The sequence below is a fragment of the Pseudochrobactrum albidum genome, assembly GCF_051851455.1.
Lineage (GTDB): Bacteria > Pseudomonadota > Alphaproteobacteria > Rhizobiales > Rhizobiaceae > Pseudochrobactrum.
In genome coordinates, this window is record NZ_JBPVTR010000022.1 from 379,359 (window position 1) to 398,355 (window position 18,997).

Here is an 18,997-nt window from a genome sequence, read left to right on the forward strand (position 1 = left end):
TTGATAAATTCGTTTTAGTTCAGCAATATGCTCTTCCATAGTTATGGGGCGCATCGTTTTAATCCAATAATTTTCTTGCGTAATTCCGGTTTTGAGGATTTCTGTCAGTTTTTGCAAAAAATCATTTATTGAGCCGGCCTGAAAGGTAAATAACGGATTCCTGCCGGTAATCTCTGCAGCCCCCCCCCTTATCGCTGCAAAAAAGTGGTACATTGTGGCAGTTGGCCTCTATGGCAACCTGAGGAAGATTATCTTCCCATAGGGGAGGGATCACGACAAGGTCGGTCATAGCCAGCAGCTTTTCCTGGCTGGCAGCATTGTATCCATCAGCAAAAATGACATTGTCAAATTTTTGAGTAAGATCGCGTATTTGTACAAAGGCATGGTGATCCGTATTTTTGGCGGCAATAATTACACTCATATGTTTTGCCAGATCATCAGGAATTCTTTTTAAAACTTTCAGAAAGAAATAGAAACCTTTATCCCGTCGCATATAACCATAATAACCTATACTCCGGACTTTGCGGTTATTTCGATGATTTGTATTGAAATATTTGGCATGATCAGTACCGATATAACATGTATGTAACAGTTGATCTTCAAGTCCGTATTGCAGGCAAATTTCCCGAACCCGCTCTGAAACTGGGAGAATAATATCACAATATTTATTGATTGTATTGACGAATATTGGGCGTCTTTCTGTAAAATAATCGTAATTTTGTGAAAAATTAATATAATCTTGACATGTTTTCTTTTCAGGAAGAATTATTTTTTTGAATTTGTTGAAAACAGTATTAGAAGTAACAGCCGTTTGCCATATTCTTGAAAATGTTTTTGTATCTTCTTTTATACCTATATTATGAAGCTTTTCACTCAGTGAGTAAGCCTTACGGATGCTTTCAGGATAAGGGTGTTCACTGATACAGTTAATACAGGCTTTTCCTCCGTTAAATTCGTCACAATGCCGTTTTTCTCTGTTCCATAGATTAACCTGAGGACAGAAGGCATAATAATTATGTACTGAAAAAACGATTTTCGTATTGGGAAATTCCTTTTTAATCTCAGGTAATATGCTGACAGGGATACCTTCCAGATTATTGAAGTGAATAATATTCGGATTGCCTATATGCGTGAGAGCCTCAATAAAAATTTTGCTTGTTTGATCATCGGATAACTGAGCCCTTGCTGAAAAGGAAAAATGAGATGGAGCAAGTGCGGCAGAGTTTTGTATATAAAATTTATTTCTTTTGCGGATAAGCCGGGGTGTTCTGTCAAACGGATCGTAATAAACACCTGATGATATGTAATAAACCTTATCATGGCCAAGGCTGGATGCGACATTTTTTTGATAAATACTTACACCGCCGCCACGCTTTTGAATATCATCATGATCAACCCAGTTATAATAGACAATTTTCATCATTTTTCCCAAATAGTGAGTAAATATCATGGAATGGAGTATGTTATTGCATTTTCAAACGAGGCAAACTGTCAGAACTTATTGCTTGCGCTTCAATAATTGAAAACACATATTTATAATTTATTTTATACGAAAATTATAATAAAGTGATAAGATCGTAGCTGCTTTGCAATATGTGTGTCGGTTAACAAATATTTAAATGCAGTGTTTGCAGCCAGACAAGGCATAGTAACCAAAATAGAAAAAGCCTGCAAAGCAAGCTGTGTAAAAATATTATATGCTTTTGTTTGGAGAGATGAAGGAATTGGTGAGCGCGCACGGGTTCGAACCGTGGACCTACTGATTAAAAGTCAGTTGCTCTACCGGCTGAGCTACGCGCTCTTGCAATTCTTGAGACCTTGTGGTCTTCTCAGGAGCACCTCGGTAATGCTCTGCAAGTGCGGCGATACATAGGGGGGGATGACGCGATCGTCAACACCCAAAATCACTGTTTTGATGCAGAACAGCTGTTTTTTTCATATTTTTTGAGTTTTTCCCCAGATGCAGGCAAAAAATACAACTTATAAGTGTGTAATATATTTGTTTTCACGTTTAAGTTTATGTCAGCTTGCATAATCTGAGGCGTATGAAGAGTATAATTTTTATAAAACGATTCATCCAAGCCATTGTTTGTACGATTGATTCTTGAATCAGTAGGTTTTGTCAGCCTGAAAATTCCCTTGCATAAGCGGATGCGCCTGTTGTGATGCGCATTATGGTTTCTCTTCGCTGTTTTTATGGCTATAAGGCTGGCTTGAAGAATAATATTGTTTCGGGTTGAAGGCATATTAAAACAAAACCGTGAAGCGGTTTTGCGTATACACAATATGATAATCCGGATCAGGAGGGTGACCGCTCTATGGTTGAAAAAACATATGAGGCAAAATGAGCGATGGTGCATTTTCTTTAATTATAGAGAAAAGGTTACCGGATATAGCTCCAGCTACCAGCGCGATATGACAGGGCAGGATGATGGCAATTGATATTTCTTATCTGACAGCTTTGGGAGCAGGTGCATTGTCATTTTTGTCACCCTGTGTGCTGCCTTTGGTGCCGCCCTATCTTTGTTATATGGCGGGTGTGAGTGTGGATGATTTTCGCAAAGGCGGCGATGCAGAGGAAGCTGCACATAACCGCATGCGCCTGTTGCTCACATCTTTTGCCTTTGTGCTTGGTTTTACCACTGTTTTTGTAGCACTTGGCGCCAGCGCGTCGTCAATCGGTGCGTTTCTTCGTCAGTGGCAGGCGGAAATTGCTGTTCTTGCAGGTCTGGTCATTATTGTAATGGGACTTAATTTTCTCGGGCTTGTGCGGTTGTCCTTTTTATCACGCGAGGCGCGTTTTCAGGCGCGATCGGCTCCCGCCACACCACTCGGCGCTTATATTATGGGGCTGGCCTTTGCCTTTGGCTGGACACCCTGTATAGGCCCTGTATTAGGGCCAATTCTTACACTGGCAGGCTCTAAAGCTTCCGTACTTGATGGTGCGGTATTGCTTGCAGTCTATTCTCTCGGGCTTGGCATTCCTTTTATAATCGCTGCCATGTTCTCCGGTGCATTCATGCAGTTTTTGTCACGTTTTCGTGTGCATATGGGCAAGGTGGAAAAGCTGATGGGCTTGTTGCTTGTTGCTGCCGGAATTCTGTTTCTTAGCGGCGGCATGCAGTCTTTTGCTTTCTGGCTGCTGGAAACATTTCCGATTCTTGGCAAGATTGGCTGATGGCAATAAGCATTACAAGCTGTGCCCAAATGTTACCCTTACGCTGTTTTTCATAAAAATATCGTATCGCCATGACGGGTAAATAAATCTATACGTTTTGCAAATATAAAGTGGTTCTGAATTTTCAGACCGGAATTATACGGAAAAACTATGCGTTCAAGATCCTGCCTGACTATCATCCTTGCTGCCGGCGAGGGCACCCGTATGAAATCAGCCATATCCAAGGTGCTGCATCCCATTGCCGGCCTGCCGCTTGTGGGGCATGTGGTCAAGGCGGTGCAGGGTGCTTGTCTGGAAAATGAAAAAAGCAGCCTTGCCGTTGTTGTTGGCCGCGGTGCGGAAGATGTGAAGAAAGCTGTTGCCGGAATTAATGATGCTGCGCGGTTTTTTACGCAAAGCGAGCGTCTTGGCACGGCTCATGCTGTTTTGGCAGCACGCGAGGCACTGGCTGACAGTTATGATGATGTGCTGGTGGTTTTTGGTGATACGCCGCTGATTGAAGAGACATCGCTGCGTGCCGCGCGTGAAAAGCTTGCACAAGGCGCGGATATTGTGGTGATGGGCTTTCGCCCGGAAAATCCGGCAGGCTATGGCCGCCTGATTGAGGAAAACGGCAAGCTTGTTGCGATTATTGAAGAAAAAGATGCGAGCGAGGAGCAGCGCAAAATCAATTTTTGCAATGGCGGGTTGATGGCACTGAGCGGCAAAGTTGCACTGCAATTAATTTCCGCCGTCAAAAACGATAATGCAAAAGGTGAATATTATCTCACTGATGTGGTGAAGCTGGCACATGCGCAAGGGCTGAATGTTATTGCTATTGAAGTGCCGGTTGAAAATGTGATCGGTATTAATAACCGCGCAGAACTGGCTGAGGCTGAAAACCTGTGGCAGGCACGCAAGCGCCGTGAGGTTATGCTCTCCGGCGTAACGCTAATTGCACCGGAAACGGTGTTTTTTGCCCATGATACGCAGATTGAGCCGGATGTGCTGATTGAGCCGAATGTGTTTTTTGGTGCAAAAGTGCATGTGGCTTCCGGTGCGGTGATCCATGCATTTTCCCATATTGAAGGTGCACAGATCGGCGCCAATACCAGTATCGGCCCGTTTGCGCGTTTGCGCCCGGGGGCAAAATTGGCGGAAAAAGCCAAGGTCGGCAATTTCTGCGAGGTGAAAAATGCCGATATCGGTGCAGGCGCAAAAGTTAATCATTTATCCTATATCGGTGATGCAAGCGTGGGTGAGGGCAGCAATATCGGCGCCGGAGTGATCACCTGCAATTATGATGGCTATAACAAGTTCAGAACTATTATCGGGAGCAATGCCTTTATCGGCTCCAATGCGGCTTTGGTGGCACCACTGACAATTGGCAATGGCGTTTATGTGGCGTCCGGCAGCGTGATCACGGATGAAGTGCCGGAAAATGCACTGGCGCTCGGGCGGGCAAGGCAGATCAATAAAGAAGGGCGGGCACAAGTTCTTCGCGAGAAATACAAGGCCATTAAAGCCAATAAAAATAAATAATTATCGCTGAAGATTCATTTTTTAATTTAAGATGGTTGGTAATCTGTGCCTATAGGGCTGATAAGCCAAACCTGAATCAGCGACGCAACAGAAACAAACTGGCAACAGGAACAAACTCTATGTGCGGAATTATTGGTATTGTCGGCAAACAGCCGGTTGCAATGCGGCTTGTGGATGCATTGAAGCGACTTGAATATCGCGGTTATGATTCTGCCGGTATTGCCACATTGGTGCATGATCAGATTGAGCGCCGCCGCGCTGAAGGCAAGCTGGTTAATCTGGAAAATCGCCTCAATGCTGAGCCTTTGAGTGGTAATATCGGCATTGGCCACACACGCTGGGCCACCCATGGCGCACCAACCGAGCGCAATGCCCATCCGCATTCCACAGAGCAGGTTGCGATTGTTCATAACGGCATTATCGAGAATTTTGCCGAATTGCGCACAGAGCTTGAAGCCCAGGGTGTGCGGTTTCAGTCTGATACGGATACGGAAACCGTAGCGCAACTGGTCTCCCGTTATATCTGTGCCGGTGATGCACCGGTGGAGGCCGTGCGCAAGGTACTTGGCCGTTTGCGCGGTGCATTTGCGCTGGCCTTTTTATTTAAAGGCGAAAATGAAATGCTGGTTGCCGCCCGCCGCGGCTCGCCATTGGCTATTGGCTATGGCGAGGGGGAAATGTTTCTCGGTTCCGATGCTATCGCGCTTGCCCCTTTTACAGATAAAATCACCTATCTGGAGGATGGTGACTGGGCGGTGCTGACCCGCAACAGCGTTATTTTTTATGATGAGGGAAATAATCCGGTACGCCGCGCTGTGCAGCAATCCGCCAGCGGTGCCTATATTGTCAATAAAGGCAATTATAAGCACTTCATGGAAAAGGAGATTTATGAACAACCGGAGGTAATCTCCCGCACGCTGGCGCATTATCTGGATTTTACCTCTGCGTCAATTCGCGATGATGTCACTGAAATTGATTGGTCGAAAATCAACCGTATGGCAATTTCTGCCTGTGGCACCGCCTATTATGCTGCAACAATCGGCAAATACTGGCTGGAGCACTATGCCCGTTTGCCGGTGGAAATTGATATTGCTTCTGAATTTCGCTACCGTGAAATGCCGCTTTCAACCGATACGCTGGCATTATTTGTATCACAATCGGGGGAAACTGCCGATACGCTGGCTTCATTGCGCTATTGCCGCTCACAGGGCTTGCCGATTGCGGCCATAGTTAATGTGCGGGAATCTACCATCGCCCGTGAATCGGATATTGTGCTGCCCACATTGGCAGGGCCTGAAATCGGCGTTGCCTCAACCAAGGCTTTCACATGTCAGCTTTCTGTTCTGGCCTCGCTGGCGTTGTCGGCAGCGCGTGCTCGCGGCACAATTTCCCCGCAGGAGGAAAAGCAGCTGGTGCAGCAGCTGGCAGGGCTCAACAGCTATTTGCATCAGGCGCTTAAACTGGCACCGAAAGTGGAGGCCATCTGCCGCGAATTAATGAATGTCAAACATGCGCTTTATCTTGGTCGCGGCACATCTTTTCCGCTGGCATTGGAAGGTGCGCTGAAGCTGAAGGAAATTTCCTATATTCATGCGGAAGGCTATGCTGCCGGTGAGCTGAAACACGGGCCGATTGCATTGATTGACGAAACCATGCCGGTGATTGTGATTGCGCCATTTGATCGCCTTTATGAGAAGACTGTGTCCAATATGCAGGAAGTGGCGGCGCGTGGCGGACGGATTATTCTGATTACCGATAAAAAAGGCGCGGAACATGCCAATATTGATACGCTCTCAACATTGATCATGCCGGATGTGCCTGAATTTATTGCGCCATTGGTCTATGCACTGCCAATCCAGATGCTGGCTTATTACACAGCTGTATTTATGGGTACGGATGTGGATCAGCCGCGCAATCTGGCAAAATCCGTGACAGTTGAATAAGCGCGGTTCTTTATTAGCAAAAAACCCCCGCTGCTAATTTTAGGCGGGGGTTTTTATTATTTAACAACCAGAACCGGAATTTTGCTCAATTGCAATACTTCATTGGCCTGGCTGCCAAGCAGCAGGCGTTTCATACCGCGCCGGCCATGGGAGCCCATAATAATAAGGTCGCAGCCATAGTCCTCAGCGGTTTCAATGATAATACTGGCAGGCGAAATGCCGGTTTGATGAAGCGTTTTAATTTGGACATTTGCTGCATCAGCGGTTTTTTGTGCGGCGGATAAAATTGCCGCGGCAAATTCTTTCCACTCATTATTATAGTCTTCCACGCTTTGCTCACTGATGCGTGTGCCGGTCAGCCCTGACAGGGAATATGGTTTGGTAACTGTCATAACCGTCACATCGCAGCCGGTGGATTTTGCAATGCCAAGGCCATGTTCAAGGCTTTTTGCAGAAAAGTCCGAGCCATCTGTAGCGATAAGAATGTGCTTATACATATTTTATCCTCATTCAGTTTCAGCTTTTCCTATCACCGCAAAGAATTTTCCGCATTGATACTAATCAAAGCGGAGCCGTTTTGAAAAAAGAGAGGAATATATTATCCGGCGCGCAGCAGCCTGATGGCCTCATCCCGGCCAAAAATATAGAGCAGAAGACGTAAAGCCTGCCCGCGTTCGCTTTGCAGGTTAATATCGCGCTCCAATATCAGGCGGGCATCTTTACGGGCTGTTTCCAGCAAATCTGCATGGGCTTCAACAGAAGCGAGTTTAAAGCCCGGCGTGCCGGATTGGCGGGTGCCGAGCAATTCGCCCTCGCCACGCAGTTTAAGATCTTCCTCAGCAATGCGAAAACCGTCTTCTGTCTCGCGCATGACCTGCAAACGTGCTTTGGCGATTTCCCCTAAAGGGCCTTTATAGAGCAGCAGGCAGGTTGATGGCTTGTCGCCACGCCCGACACGGCCGCGCAACTGGTGCAATTGTGACAGGCCGAAACGTTCTGCATGTTCAATCACAATCACTGTGGCATCGGGCACATCCACGCCAACCTCAATCACCGTTGTGGCAATCAAAAGGCGGGTATCCCCGCGTTTGAAAGCCAGCATGGCCTCATCCTTTTCCTGCCCGCTCATGCGGCCATGTATAAGGCCGAGTTTGTTGCCAAAAATTGGCAGAAAGCTTTGAAAACGCTCTTCGGCGGAAGTTAGCTCAACATGTTCCGATTCCTCCACCAGCGGGCAGATCCAATAGATTTTCTGTCCTTGCTTAATGGCGTTTTTCATACGCTCCACAATTTCATTCAGCCGTTCAACCGGCACAATCGCGGTAGTTACCGGCTGGCGGCCGGCGGGTTTTTCAGTGAGTTTGGAAACATCCATATCGCCAAAAGCGGTCAGCACCAGCGTGCGCGGAATTGGCGTTGCCGTCATCACCAGCATATCCGGCGCAGTGCCCTTGGCGGTGAGCTGCAGGCGCTGATGCACGCCAAAACGGTGCTGCTCATCAATAATCACCAATACCAGATCGTTATAATCAACCTTCTCCTGAAACAGCGCATGGGTGCCAATGATTATATGGATCGTACCATCGGCCAGTGCGGTGAGAATGCGCTGGCGTTCCTTGCCTTTTTCACGTCCTGTCAGCAATGCGGTTTTTAATCCGGCTTTTTCAGCCAAGGGGGCAATGGTTGCAAAATGCTGGCGTGCCAGCACTTCCGTCGGGGCCATCAGGGCAGATTGTCCGCCGGATTCTGCCGCATGCGCCATGGCTAAAAGGCCAACCACGGTTTTTCCGGAGCCAACATCGCCCTGCAGCAGGCGCAACATGCGCTCCGGTGCTTTAAGATCGCGGATAATATCCTTAACCGCCTGTTCCTGCCCTTTTGTCAAGCGGTAGGGCAGGTTGGCCAGAATTTGTGTAATGATCCTGCCGGTGCCCATAAGCGGCCTGCCGGAGAGGCGTCTGGTTTTGGCGCGCACCAGCGCCAGCGCCATTTGTCCGGCAAGAAATTCATCATAAGCAAGACGGCGGCGCGCAGGGCTGTTTTCTGCAATATCTTCCGGTTCTTGCGGCATATGCAGATGATGCAGCCCTTGAGAAAAAGTCGGAAAATTCTCCCGCGCCATCAGCGTCTTATCCTGCCATTCCGGCAGATCGGGAATGCGTGTCAGTGCATCGCGCATGGCGCGTGCCAAAGTTTTTGGGGAAAGCCCTGCGGTTAACGGATAGACCGGCTCAATCAGGGGCAGATCTTCACTGCCATCAACAGGCGCTATATGATCCGGATGCACCATGGAGGCGCGGCCATTGAACCATTCCACCTTGCCGGAAACGATAACCTTTTCGCCCAAAGGCAGGCTTTTTTCCAGCCAGGCACGCTGTGCGTGAAAAAAAACCAGCGTTACTTCCCCCGTATCATCATGGGCAAAAACACGATGCGGCACAGAACCGCGCATAAACGCACCGGTTTTGGTTGCAGAGGGAGAAAATTGATAGTGATCAATAGTCACTTCCAGCGTAACAATGGCACCGGCTTCGGCAAAAGCCACGCCCGGGCGGTTGCGCCGGTCAATCACGCTGGCGGGGGGCAAAAACAGCAATTGCCCCACGCGCGGCTCAAGCATATTTGCGCTTTCTGCGCCAAGCAGCTTCAAAAGCAGGGCAGAAATTTTGGGCCCCACACCGGCGAGGGTGCGGACAGAGGCAAACAGGGGATCAAGCAGACTTGGACGCATAAAGGCAAACTGACCCAGATCTTGTCAACTTGCAAGGCTGACAATGTGCTCATCCCGCGTTATATGGCTGCAAACACTATTGAATATACGGGCTTATATTTATAGCTGTGTGTAAATGATAATTCGGAGAATGATATGAGCACAGGCAGTAAACTGGCAGCAACTGAGGCCGGAGCGCAACTGGATGCGCGCCGCCGTAAACTCCTGTTCCGCTCCTGGCATCGCGGCATGAAGGAAATGGATCTGATCTTTGGCCAATATGCTGATAAGCATATTGCCACAATGGATGAGGATACATTAAACGAATTTGAGCGCCTGCTTGAGGTGCTGGATCGCGATCTTTTCAAATGGATTACCGGTGAAGATAAAATACCGGAAGCTTTTGACACTGCTTTGTTCCGCGATCTTATTTTGTTTCGCGATAAAATCGAATATTAAATCACCTCAAAATCTTATAAGCCCATGTTCTGCAGATCATGTGGCGCATAAGAGGCGCTGAGCCAAAAGCCTGAACATATTAGCAGAGTCCCGCAATGCCCGTATTTTCCAAACTTGGTCTGAAACCGGTTCTCGTCGATCATGTCCTGATTGACGGTGTGGCCGATGGTTATGAAGCTTTTGTGCTGGCCAAAATTCTGGAAGAAGCGGGCGATAAGGGGCCGATATTATTCATCGCGCGTGACGGCCAGCGCGTGGCCGATATTGAGCAGGTGATTGGTTTTATCATGCCGGAACTGCCGGTTTTGCATATCCCCGCATGGGATTGCCTGCCTTATGATCGTGTCTCTCCCGGTGCAGCTGTTTCTGCCAGACGGCTGAATGCGTTGAGCCGCCTCAGCGCCTTGCGTGAACAGAAACATCCGGCGCTGATTATTGCCACCGCCAATGCGGTATTGCAGAAATTGCCGCCGCGCTCTGTTCTGGCTGAGCAGACTTTTTCTGCGCGTCCGGGCAATCGTGTCAATATGGATGAACTGGCACAACGGCTTGAGCGCAACGGTTTTGAACGTGTGCCAACAGTGCGCGATATTGGTGAATTTGCTGTGCGCGGCGGTATTCTTGATCTGTTTGCGCCAGGGGCTGATGAGCCGCTTCGTCTGGATTTTTTTGGCGATACGCTGGAGAGTATCCGCGCCTTTGATCCGGCCTCGCAACGCACAACCGAGGCGCGTAAGGAATTTACGCTTCAGCCCATGAGCGAAATTACGCTGACAGCGGAGATGATCAGCCGTTTTCGTAAAAATTATATTGCTGCCTTTGGTGCGCCTTCCCGCGATGATGCGCTTTATACAGCAATTTCCGAAGGCCGTCGTTTTGCCGGTATGGAGCATTGGCTGCCGTTATTTTATGATGAGCTGGAAACCCTGTTTGACCATACGGGGCCAATGCCGGTTGTGTTTGATCATCTGGTGCCGGAGGCTATTGCCGAGCGTCATAAGCTGGTGCTTGATCATTATAACGCCCGCCAGCAACAGGCAGAAGGCAAAGAAGCGGCCGATACCATTCCTTATAAGCCGGTTGCACCAAGCCAGCTTTATATGTCGCTGCGTTTGGTGGAAAAGGCGGCCAGTGCCAATGGCAAACGCTATGATCTCACACCTTTTGAGGCGCCGGAAACCAGTGACCGGCATATTATCCATGCCGCATCGCATAAAGGGCGCAATTTTACCGAGGAGCGCGCCGCCAAAGATGTTAATTTGTTTGAGGCGGTAACCAGATATATTGCTGAGCTGCGCGCCAGCGGCAAAAAGATCATGCTTGCCGCCTGGACAGAAGGCTCGCTTGACCGCCTGTTGCAGGTGCTGGATGAACATGGCCTTGAAAAAATTGAAACGGTCAAGGATCTCCGCACAGTTAAGGCCTTATCGCGCGACAAGATCACGGCGGCTGTTCTGGCTGTTGAAAGCGGCTTTGATGCCGGTGATCTGGTTGTGGTGGCTGAGCAGGATATTCTCGGCGACCGCCTGATTCGCCGCAGCAAGAAACGCAAACGTGATGCGGATTTTATCTCTGAGGCCGGCAGCCTGACGGCAGGCGATATTGTTGTGCATGTCGATCACGGTATTGGCAAATTTGTGGGGCTGCGCACCATTACCGCTGCCGGCGCGCCGCATGATTGCCTTGAGCTGCATTATGCCGGTGATGATCGTCTGTTCTTGCCTGTTGAAAATATTGAGCTTTTGTCGCGCTATGGTTCTGAAGGTTCAGCAGCCGTGCTGGATAAACTTGGCGGCGGCGCATGGCAGGCGCGCAAGGCAAAGCTTAAAAAACAGCTTCTGGAGATGGCCGGTCAGCTGATCCGCATTGCGGCGGAGCGCGCCATGCGCGGCGCACCGGTGCTCAATCCGCCGGATGGTATCTATGCGGAATTTGCAGCGCGTTTTCCCTATGATGAAACGGAAGATCAGCAACGCGCAATTGATGCGATTTTTGATGATTTAAGTGATGGCAAGCCGATGGATCGTCTGGTTTGCGGTGATGTTGGCTTTGGCAAAACCGAAGTGGCATTGCGTGCGGCTTTTGTGGCTGCACTGAACGGCTATCAGGTGGCTGTTGTGGTGCCAACCACGCTGCTGTCACGTCAGCATTTTAAAACCTTTTCCACGCGTTTTAATGGTTTGCCGGTTAATGTGGCCCATGCTTCACGGCTTGTCGGTGCAAAAGAACTGGCGCAAACCAAAAAAGATGTGGCGGAAGGCAAGGTGGATATTGTCGTCGGCACCCACGCATTGCTTGGCAATAGTATCAAATTCAAAAATCTCGGCCTGCTGATTATTGACGAGGAGCAGCATTTTGGCGTGAAACATAAAGAACGCCTGAAAGAGCTGAAATCCGATATCCATGTGCTGACACTGACAGCAACGCCGATCCCGCGTACCTTGCAATTGGCGCTTACAGGTGTGCGTGAATTGTCGCTGATTACCACGCCGCCGGTTGACCGCATGGCGGTGCGTACCTTTATTTCGCCTTTTGATGCACTGGTCATCCGTGAAACCCTGATGCGCGAGCGTTATCGTGGCGGACAGAGTTTTTATGTCTGCCCGCGTATTTCCGATCTTGCCGAGATTAAGGAGTTTCTTGACAGCCATGTACCGGAGCTGAAAGTTGCAGTGGCCTATGGCCAGATGCCGGCAGGCGAGCTGGAAGATATTATGAATGCCTTTTATGAAGGCCAGTATGATGTGCTGCTCTCCACTACAATTGTGGAATCTGGGCTGGATATTCCAACCGCCAATACTATGATTGTGCATCGTGCGGATATGTTTGGCCTTGCGCAGCTCTATCAGTTGCGCGGCCGTGTCGGGCGTTCAAAACAGCGGGCTTTTGCGCTGTTTACACTGCCTGCAGGCAAGATTTTAACCCAGACCGCTGAGCGCCGTCTTAAAGTGCTGCAATCGCTGGATACGCTTGGCGCCGGCTTTCAGCTTGCCAGCCACGATATGGATATTCGCGGGGCGGGTAATCTTCTTGGTGATGAACAATCCGGTCATATTAAGGAAGTTGGTTTTGAACTTTATCAGCAAATGCTGGAAGAGGCGGTTGCCGAGCTGAAATCTGAAGGACCGGTCGCAGATAGTCATTGGTCACCGCAGATTGCGATTGGCACGGCAGTGATGATACCGGAAACCTATGTGCCGGATCTGCAATTGCGGCTCGGGCTTTATCGCCGTCTGGCTGATCTGGATACGCCGGAAGAAATTGATGGTTTTGGTGCAGAACTGATCGACCGTTTTGGTCCGTTGCCGGAAGAAGTGCAGCATCTGCTCAAAATCGTGTTTATCAAGGCGCTGTGCCGCAAGGCCAATGTGGAGAAGTTGGATGCAGGGCCGAAGGGCATTGTTATTCAGTTCCGTGAGAAAACCTTCCCAAATCCGGCTGGTCTGGTGCAGATGATTGCGGCGCAGGGATCCTTGGCAAAAATCCGGCCGGATCAGAGTATTGTCTTTATCCGCGATTACCCAACGCCAGAAAAACGCCTGACAGGCTCTGCTGTTATCATGACGCAGCTGGCAAAGATTGCCGGAGAATAAAACCTTATTCTCCGGTAAGTTTGATGTCCTGAAAATTATTTCCGGTTAAAACATTGTCACTGATGAGCCGGATAATCAGATTGCTTCATTGCTTACCCTGATAATAGTGAAATGAACCACCGGAAATTTGCAGTGCCTCATGCGAGCATAGTTTTTATATCAATATCTGAAAGGAGAATGATTTATCCGGCATCATGCTTAAATACGAGCAATACTTTTAATGCCCGCAGCAAGAGAATTATTTAATGTAGCCGATAAAAAGCGACATCACTATAACCATTTGATTTTTTATGAAAATTGGCGCACCCGACAGGATTCGAACCTGTGACCTCTGCCTTCGGAGCAATTATTAGCAGTCTATCCGAAATGTGCGATGGACTACGCTACAGTGCGATAAAACACTGAAATAACTTTACTTTCCAGCGCATCACGACGGAAAAACATAACCGGCTTTACGCTGTGGTTTTCCCCCAAGTGCTTACGTGGTGCTTACGCGAGAGCCCGACTGGAAAGGATAAATTCCATGCCAAAGATATCGAAACGGCTTGTTGAGAGCGCCATAACCAAGCCCAACGACTACGTCATCTGGGACGATGATCTACCCGGTTTCGGGTTGAGAGTCTTCGCGTCGGGCAAGCGCAGCTATGTGATCCAATATCAAAGCAACGGATCTTCCCGGCGCTTCACTATCGGCCTTCACGGTATCTGGACGCCCGAGACTGCACGACGCGAGGCGAAGGCACAACTCGGGCGCGTGGCTCAAGGCGACGATCCGGCTGAAGAAAAGCTGGAGGACCGAAATGCCATGACGATCAAGGAGCTTTGCGAACGCTATATCGGCGATCTCCATGCGGGTCTTATCCAGGGTAAACGCGGTCGGCCCAAGAAGCCAGCAACAATCACTACCGATATCGGCAGAATCAATGGCCACATCATCCCGATCCTTGGGAAAAAGCGCGTGCGCGATCTGAGTAAGGCGGACGTGACGAAGATGATGAACGACATTCTGATCGGGAAAACGCGCGCGGTCAGGAAGACCAAGAACCTTCGCGGAAAATCCATTCTTCGCGGCGGACCAGGGGCAGCAAGTCGTACTGTCGGCTTACTTGGCGGGATTCTTACCTATGCGAATGACGCCGGGATCGTGGATCGAAATGTTGCCCATGGCATCAAGAAACCAAAGGATCAGGTTCGAAACCGGCGCCTATGCACCGCTGAATATCGGGATATGGGTGAGGCGCTGAAGCGTGCGGCAACAGACCCCGATCTTGCTATGATGGCCGACATAGCGCGTCAGATTGCTCTGACCGGCTGTCGGCGCAGCGAAATCATTGGTCTGCGGTGGAGCGACGTGGACCTCTCGAACAGTTGCCTACGACTGTCGGATTCAAAGGAAGGCGCGTCGATCCGCCCGATTGACCTTCCGGTGGTCGAGTTCCTGGAGATGCAGCGCGAAGTTGCTGCGGGAGATTACGTGTTTCCTGGATCGCGGGGTGGCAAGGCGTATAGCGCCTTTCCCAACAAGTGGAAGAAGATCTTCGCCGGGACTGCACTTGAGACGATCACAGCCCATGTCCTTCGGCACAGTTTTGCGAGCATTGCCAATGATCTTGGCCTCAGTGAGATCACAATTGCAGCACTCCTTGGCCATGCCAACAGTTTGGTGACCAGTAGATATGTCCATACGCTGGACAACACACTCGTCATGGCGGCCGACACTGTCTCGGGGTATATTCAAGGCCTACTGGACGGCAAGGAATTCAAACAAACTGCCTATGCCTTTGACAGATTTGCGAGAAAGGCATCTCTTGAGCAGTTTCTTCAGAACGCCATTGAGTAGTTATCCCGGGTCCGCGTTAGTTTGGGCCACTATATAAGACTGAGCATAACTTGCGCTTCTGGATTCAGGCATGCGATAGAGTGCCATCTAACTATTGTCTCCCAGAAGAAGAACGCAGGGATCGCTTTTTGGGGTCAAAATGGTCGTCTGCCGCTTGCCTCTGGTCACGCTGACACGGAAATTCTGCCGCGCCTGATCATCGATCTGCTCCTTGGAGTTGAAGCGCACGATCCTGTCGCCATTGTAGGGCGGCTGCCCCTTTCGCTTGATCGGCCAGTGTTCAAAGATGATGACCTCATCAAACTGCTTTCCCTTCGCCTTGTGCATATTCATCACGACGACCCCGGATTCGGGCTTCGCGTTCGTCGAGAAGTGCTCCTGAATGAAAGCCTGCCGCGTAATAGCTAGGGCATTGCGATAGCCGCCACTGTCACGCCAATCCTGGGACAGCTCCTGACGAAGCTGGGTGCCGCGTTCCAGAATGCGGAGATTGCGCACCTCTTGCCCAATCTTCTTCAGGCGCGCGCAGCCCCCATCCTCCAGAACACGACGCACAGCGCGCCAATCCTCGTCGGGATCACCCGTCAACATAACGGCACGGGCCTGCTCGTAGACGGCAATCATGTTGACGAGGATGCTGTTTTTGCGGATCGCCTTGCCTGCCGTCTGACAGGTCAGCCACTCGTCGTAGGCCTTGCGGATGTTCGCGGCTTCCTTGAGCGCCTCCTGTGTCGGCCCATCGCCGCCCTTGCCCTGAAAGTAGTTGCACATCAGGTCGATGAACTGGCCGAAATGCTGGTCGACGCCTGGCTGCATGAGAAGAGCGATGATTTCCGCGCCGAGAATGGCGGCTTCCAGTTCGATGACTGCCGAGTGGGGCACCTCGGCCATGCCGGCAGGAGGCTGGCGGAAGGCATCGGATACCAGGCGCGTCATCCTTTTTGTCGGCACCAGAACGGCCAGTGACCAATTGACGACGCCCGCATCCACGAGACGCTTCCGCGCCTTGTAAACCGTCGTCACGAGCTTGGTCTTCGCCGGATCGGGAAACGGGTCGAAGACATCTAACTTGATGCCCTTATAGGAATCCTGCCGGAATTTCCCGGTGAGCACGTCATTGCCGAACAGAGCGATCTCGGTTCCGGCGCTACGGTGATTGTCTGTGCTCAGATCCACTTCTGTCGGCTTGAAGGCTTCCCGGAAATGGTCGAGTCGGGCAGGATCGGCGCCGATCCAGTCGTAAATGCGTTGCTCCGGATCCGCCAAGGCGATCAGGCGGCAGACTTCGCCCAGCGCCTGGACAACACGCCACTGCGCCTCGTTGGTGTCCTGGAACTCATCGAGGATGATGACAGGGTACATGCTGGCGATAAGGCGTCGGATACGCGCGCTGCCATGGAGAAGGTCGCCCACATAGGGGGCATAAAGATCAAAGCACACGCGGCCATCTTCCGTTGCAAGGCGGGCGCGTTCCGTCTCTTCCGCGGTCTTTTTTGCTGCTTTCTGCGCGTCCGTTAGATTCCGGACGGGGAAGCCTGATCGGGCGGCCGAGAGCGCGATAGCCTCACCGGGCGGCGTGAGAATGAAGAGTCGCCGCGGCAGCCCGATGAGATAGCCGTGCGCCTTAAGGATGCGCCAGAAAAAGGAATGGTAGGTTTCCACGTCGATGAGGCGCTTCTGAGCGGGCGGGATCTGCTGCTCGTACTCGATCGCCTCGACCACGCGGGAAACCGTGGCGCGGGCAAAGCTGAGGAACAGGACCTTCTGACCGGGGCGAAGGTCCCACTCGGCAATCTGCGCCGCCTTGAGGATGGAGATGGTGGTCTTGCCGGAGCCCGGCCCGCCTGTGACCAGGAGATGACCGCCCGACTCCATGATATCCTGTTGGCCCTTAGTCAGTTCCATGTACGACCGCTTCCAGGTGCTCCTCCGCAGCGACGGGTGCGGCAGGTTGGTCACCGCCCGCAGGCGCAGGAAGACAAGCATCCTTCAACTTGACCGCCGCATGCCGGAGCCATTGGGGAATCTCAGCCTCGCTGCATTGCGCGAGAAAATCGGCAATGCCCCAGCTCCCCTTCGACTTGGCGAAATAGTCCGTCAGGGCGGCAGCGGCCTGCGCCTCCGGATCGGGATATTTCTGAGCCAAGTCTTGGGGCCAGTCGATCAGCTTGGTGAACCGCTTCAAGACGGCCTCCGTGGTGCCTTTCAGCACCATGGCCTCAAAGCCTTTTTCGTCGTGCATCAAGAGCAGATCGACCTGCGCCTCAATGAGGTCCTTGTTGGCGTCGCTCTGCTTGTCGCAGATCGCGAAAGCCCGTTTTCCGAGGTCTCGGTAGAGCTTGGCCATGCCCGGGATGTCGGTTTCACCGCCGGCATCAACAATGCAGACGCCGAGCGCCTCAAGGGATGCGTAGGAATCGGGTTTGAGCTCCGCCAGGCGGCGGCACGCGACGGGGAAGGCCGAGGTTTCTGTGGCGCCTTCCGCCACAAGAACACGACGGGCAAGCAATCCTTCGCAGAAGCGCGTACGAAACTGCTGCCGATAGCGTTTCAGCTTCACATTATCCGGGAGGATAATTGCCTTTTGTCCCAGTACCCCTTCTCCATCGCGCCCGAGCACCACAGTCTCCTCGACCGCAAACTCCTCCAAAACATAGGGGGAGTGAGACGTGAAGAGCGTCTGTGACGCAAGCTTCCGCACCTCGTGAACGATACGCTTCTGCGCGTAGGGCGGGATTGCAGTCTCTGGCTCCTCCATGGCGAAGATGACATTCTGTTTGTCTTGGGCAATCTGGGAGAGCATTGCCAGGACGAGCATGTTGATGGTGCCCGTGCCTTGTCGATAGAACGGCGCCGCATGGTCTCCGTCACCCGTAGCGATGAAGGCCGTGATCACCTTGCGCAGATGCTCGCGGGTGAGATTAGAGACCTTGAGATGGGGCTCCACGCCCCACTCTTTTGGCACGTACTTCTTCAGCGCCGTGTTGATGCTCTCGAGCACGGGCGAGATGCCCAGCTTCGGATCGCTCGCGACCGAGATGCCCGCCAGGGTGCCGAGGGTGGCCTCCCACATCTGTGGTCTGACTTCCTTGAGGCGCAGGATGATGTCGAGCAGACTGCCTCTCTCCAGGCTCAGTGCGCGTGAACCTGTGCGAAGGGAGCGCAGGTAGAGGAAGCCGCACACCTGCTTGTGTTTCCTGGAGAACGGCTCGGGTCGGTCGCTCTCGGTCAGGCTGCGGGTGAAATAGGTCTTCCCCTCGAAATCGTCCTCCTCGGCATCGTACCAGCCGAGGAACGTGACACGCAGTGCTTCGGTGATGGTGGCGGCATCCACACCGGCCGGATTCGGCTCGTCGTAGAAGGTGTCGGTCGCTCCGTCCCAAAATTCGGTGTAGTCTCCGAATTTCCCTTTTTGCTCGTCGGTCAGGTCGGCAACGGTCACCTCGATCTCGATCCTCGGTGGTTCGACGTCGGTTTCCGGTGCCGGAAGCTCCCCATCGCCGCCGTCAATATCCGCTTCGGCCGCTGGCGCAGCAGGCGCGAGAAGATACGTCCCCGGAAGAAATCGTGTTCATCGATAGGCGGCTGACGATTGAGCCGGTCAGGCCCAAGGACCAGATCAAGCGCTTCGAGTATGGTCGTCTTGCCGGTGTTATTGTCACCGATAAGCACACCATGCTGCGGCAGCAGCAAAGTCGCGGATTTAACGCCCCTGAAGTTATTTATCGTTATCCGACAAGCCCTCACATCTAC

The 18,997-nt window shown here is 51.4% G+C and carries 12 protein-coding genes and 2 tRNA genes; 6 read left to right on the forward strand and 8 right to left on the reverse strand.

The genetic code is table 11. From position 1 onward, the window contains the following. Positions 1 to 121 precede the first annotated feature (121 nt). Positions 122 to 1,420 (reverse strand): glycosyltransferase, encoded by a 1,299-nt coding sequence (locus ACSTTO_RS08985; RefSeq protein ID WP_439272809.1) that lies wholly within the window; start codon positions 1,418 to 1,420, stop codon positions 122 to 124. 305 nt (positions 1,421 to 1,725) lie between these two features. Further along, positions 1,726 to 1,801 (reverse strand) — tRNA-Lys (locus ACSTTO_RS08990). A gap of 630 nt (positions 1,802 to 2,431) precedes the next feature. Here ACSTTO_RS08990 and ACSTTO_RS08995 point away from each other — a divergent pair. The 3 genes from ACSTTO_RS08995 to glmS all read left to right on the forward strand — a co-directional run bounded on the left by ACSTTO_RS08995 (position 2,432) and on the right by glmS (position 6,642). Further along, positions 2,432 to 3,178, forward strand: a complete 747-nt coding sequence (locus tag ACSTTO_RS08995) for a cytochrome c biogenesis CcdA family protein (protein WP_439272810.1) — start codon at positions 2,432 to 2,434, stop codon at positions 3,176 to 3,178. 150 nt (positions 3,179 to 3,328) lie between these two features. After that, positions 3,329 to 4,699 (forward strand): bifunctional UDP-N-acetylglucosamine diphosphorylase/glucosamine-1-phosphate N-acetyltransferase GlmU, encoded by a 1,371-nt coding sequence (gene glmU, locus ACSTTO_RS09000; RefSeq protein ID WP_439272811.1) that lies wholly within the window; start codon positions 3,329 to 3,331, stop codon positions 4,697 to 4,699. A 119-nt stretch (positions 4,700 to 4,818) separates the two neighbouring features. Continuing rightward, positions 4,819 to 6,642, forward strand: coding sequence for a glutamine--fructose-6-phosphate transaminase (isomerizing) (gene glmS / locus ACSTTO_RS09005; protein ID WP_439272812.1), 1,824 nt, complete (start codon positions 4,819 to 4,821; stop codon positions 6,640 to 6,642). A 56-nt stretch (positions 6,643 to 6,698) separates the two neighbouring features. Here glmS and ACSTTO_RS09010 read toward each other — a convergent pair whose 3' ends face one another. Further along, the gene (locus ACSTTO_RS09010; RefSeq protein ID WP_439272813.1) at positions 6,699 to 7,139 is read right to left on the reverse strand and encodes a universal stress protein; all 441 of its coding nucleotides are present in this window, start codon (positions 7,137 to 7,139) and stop codon (positions 6,699 to 6,701) included. Between the two features lie 101 nt (positions 7,140 to 7,240). Then, complete coding sequence (gene recG / locus ACSTTO_RS09015; RefSeq protein WP_439272814.1) at positions 7,241 to 9,373, reverse strand: ATP-dependent DNA helicase RecG; 2,133 nt, start codon at positions 9,371 to 9,373, stop codon at positions 7,241 to 7,243. 135 nt (positions 9,374 to 9,508) lie between these two features. On the opposite strand from recG, the gene ACSTTO_RS09020 reads away from it, so the two are divergent. Together ACSTTO_RS09020 and mfd are read left to right on the forward strand one after the other, a co-directional pair. Continuing rightward, on the forward strand, positions 9,509 to 9,811 hold the full coding sequence (locus tag ACSTTO_RS09020) for an FAD assembly factor SdhE (protein WP_439272815.1): 303 nt from the start codon (positions 9,509 to 9,511) through the stop codon (positions 9,809 to 9,811). A gap of 95 nt (positions 9,812 to 9,906) precedes the next feature. Next, the gene (gene mfd, locus ACSTTO_RS09025; protein WP_439272816.1) at positions 9,907 to 13,404 is read left to right on the forward strand and encodes a transcription-repair coupling factor; all 3,498 of its coding nucleotides are present in this window, start codon (positions 9,907 to 9,909) and stop codon (positions 13,402 to 13,404) included. A 298-nt stretch (positions 13,405 to 13,702) separates the two neighbouring features. Here mfd and ACSTTO_RS09030 read toward each other — a convergent pair. Further along, positions 13,703 to 13,796, reverse strand: a tRNA-OTHER gene (locus ACSTTO_RS09030). A 131-nt stretch (positions 13,797 to 13,927) separates the two neighbouring features. On the opposite strand from ACSTTO_RS09030, the gene ACSTTO_RS09035 reads away from it, so the two are divergent. Then, positions 13,928 to 15,244 carry a tyrosine-type recombinase/integrase gene (locus ACSTTO_RS09035; RefSeq protein ID WP_439272817.1) on the forward strand — a complete coding sequence of 439 codons (1,317 nt, stop codon included), beginning with the start codon at positions 13,928 to 13,930 and terminating at the stop codon, positions 15,242 to 15,244. Between the two features lie 87 nt (positions 15,245 to 15,331). On the opposite strand, the gene ACSTTO_RS09040 is transcribed toward ACSTTO_RS09035, so the two are convergent. From ACSTTO_RS09040 to ACSTTO_RS09050, 3 genes are read right to left on the reverse strand one after another with little or no spacing between them, the layout of a single operon-like run. Further along, positions 15,332 to 17,149, reverse strand: a complete 1,818-nt coding sequence (locus ACSTTO_RS09040) for a UvrD-helicase domain-containing protein (protein WP_439272818.1) — start codon at positions 17,147 to 17,149, stop codon at positions 15,332 to 15,334. Next, on the reverse strand, positions 17,136 to 18,686 hold the full coding sequence (locus tag ACSTTO_RS09045; protein ID WP_439272820.1) for an ATP-dependent nuclease: 1,551 nt from the start codon (positions 18,684 to 18,686) through the stop codon (positions 17,136 to 17,138). Before ACSTTO_RS09045 ends, ACSTTO_RS09040 begins: the two co-directional genes overlap by 14 nt. Continuing rightward, positions 18,683 to 18,991, reverse strand: a complete 309-nt coding sequence (locus ACSTTO_RS09050) for an AAA family ATPase (RefSeq protein ID WP_439272821.1) — start codon at positions 18,989 to 18,991, stop codon at positions 18,683 to 18,685. The genes ACSTTO_RS09045 and ACSTTO_RS09050 overlap by 4 nt, the downstream gene beginning before the upstream one ends. Between the last annotated feature and the right edge of the window lie 6 nt (positions 18,992 to 18,997).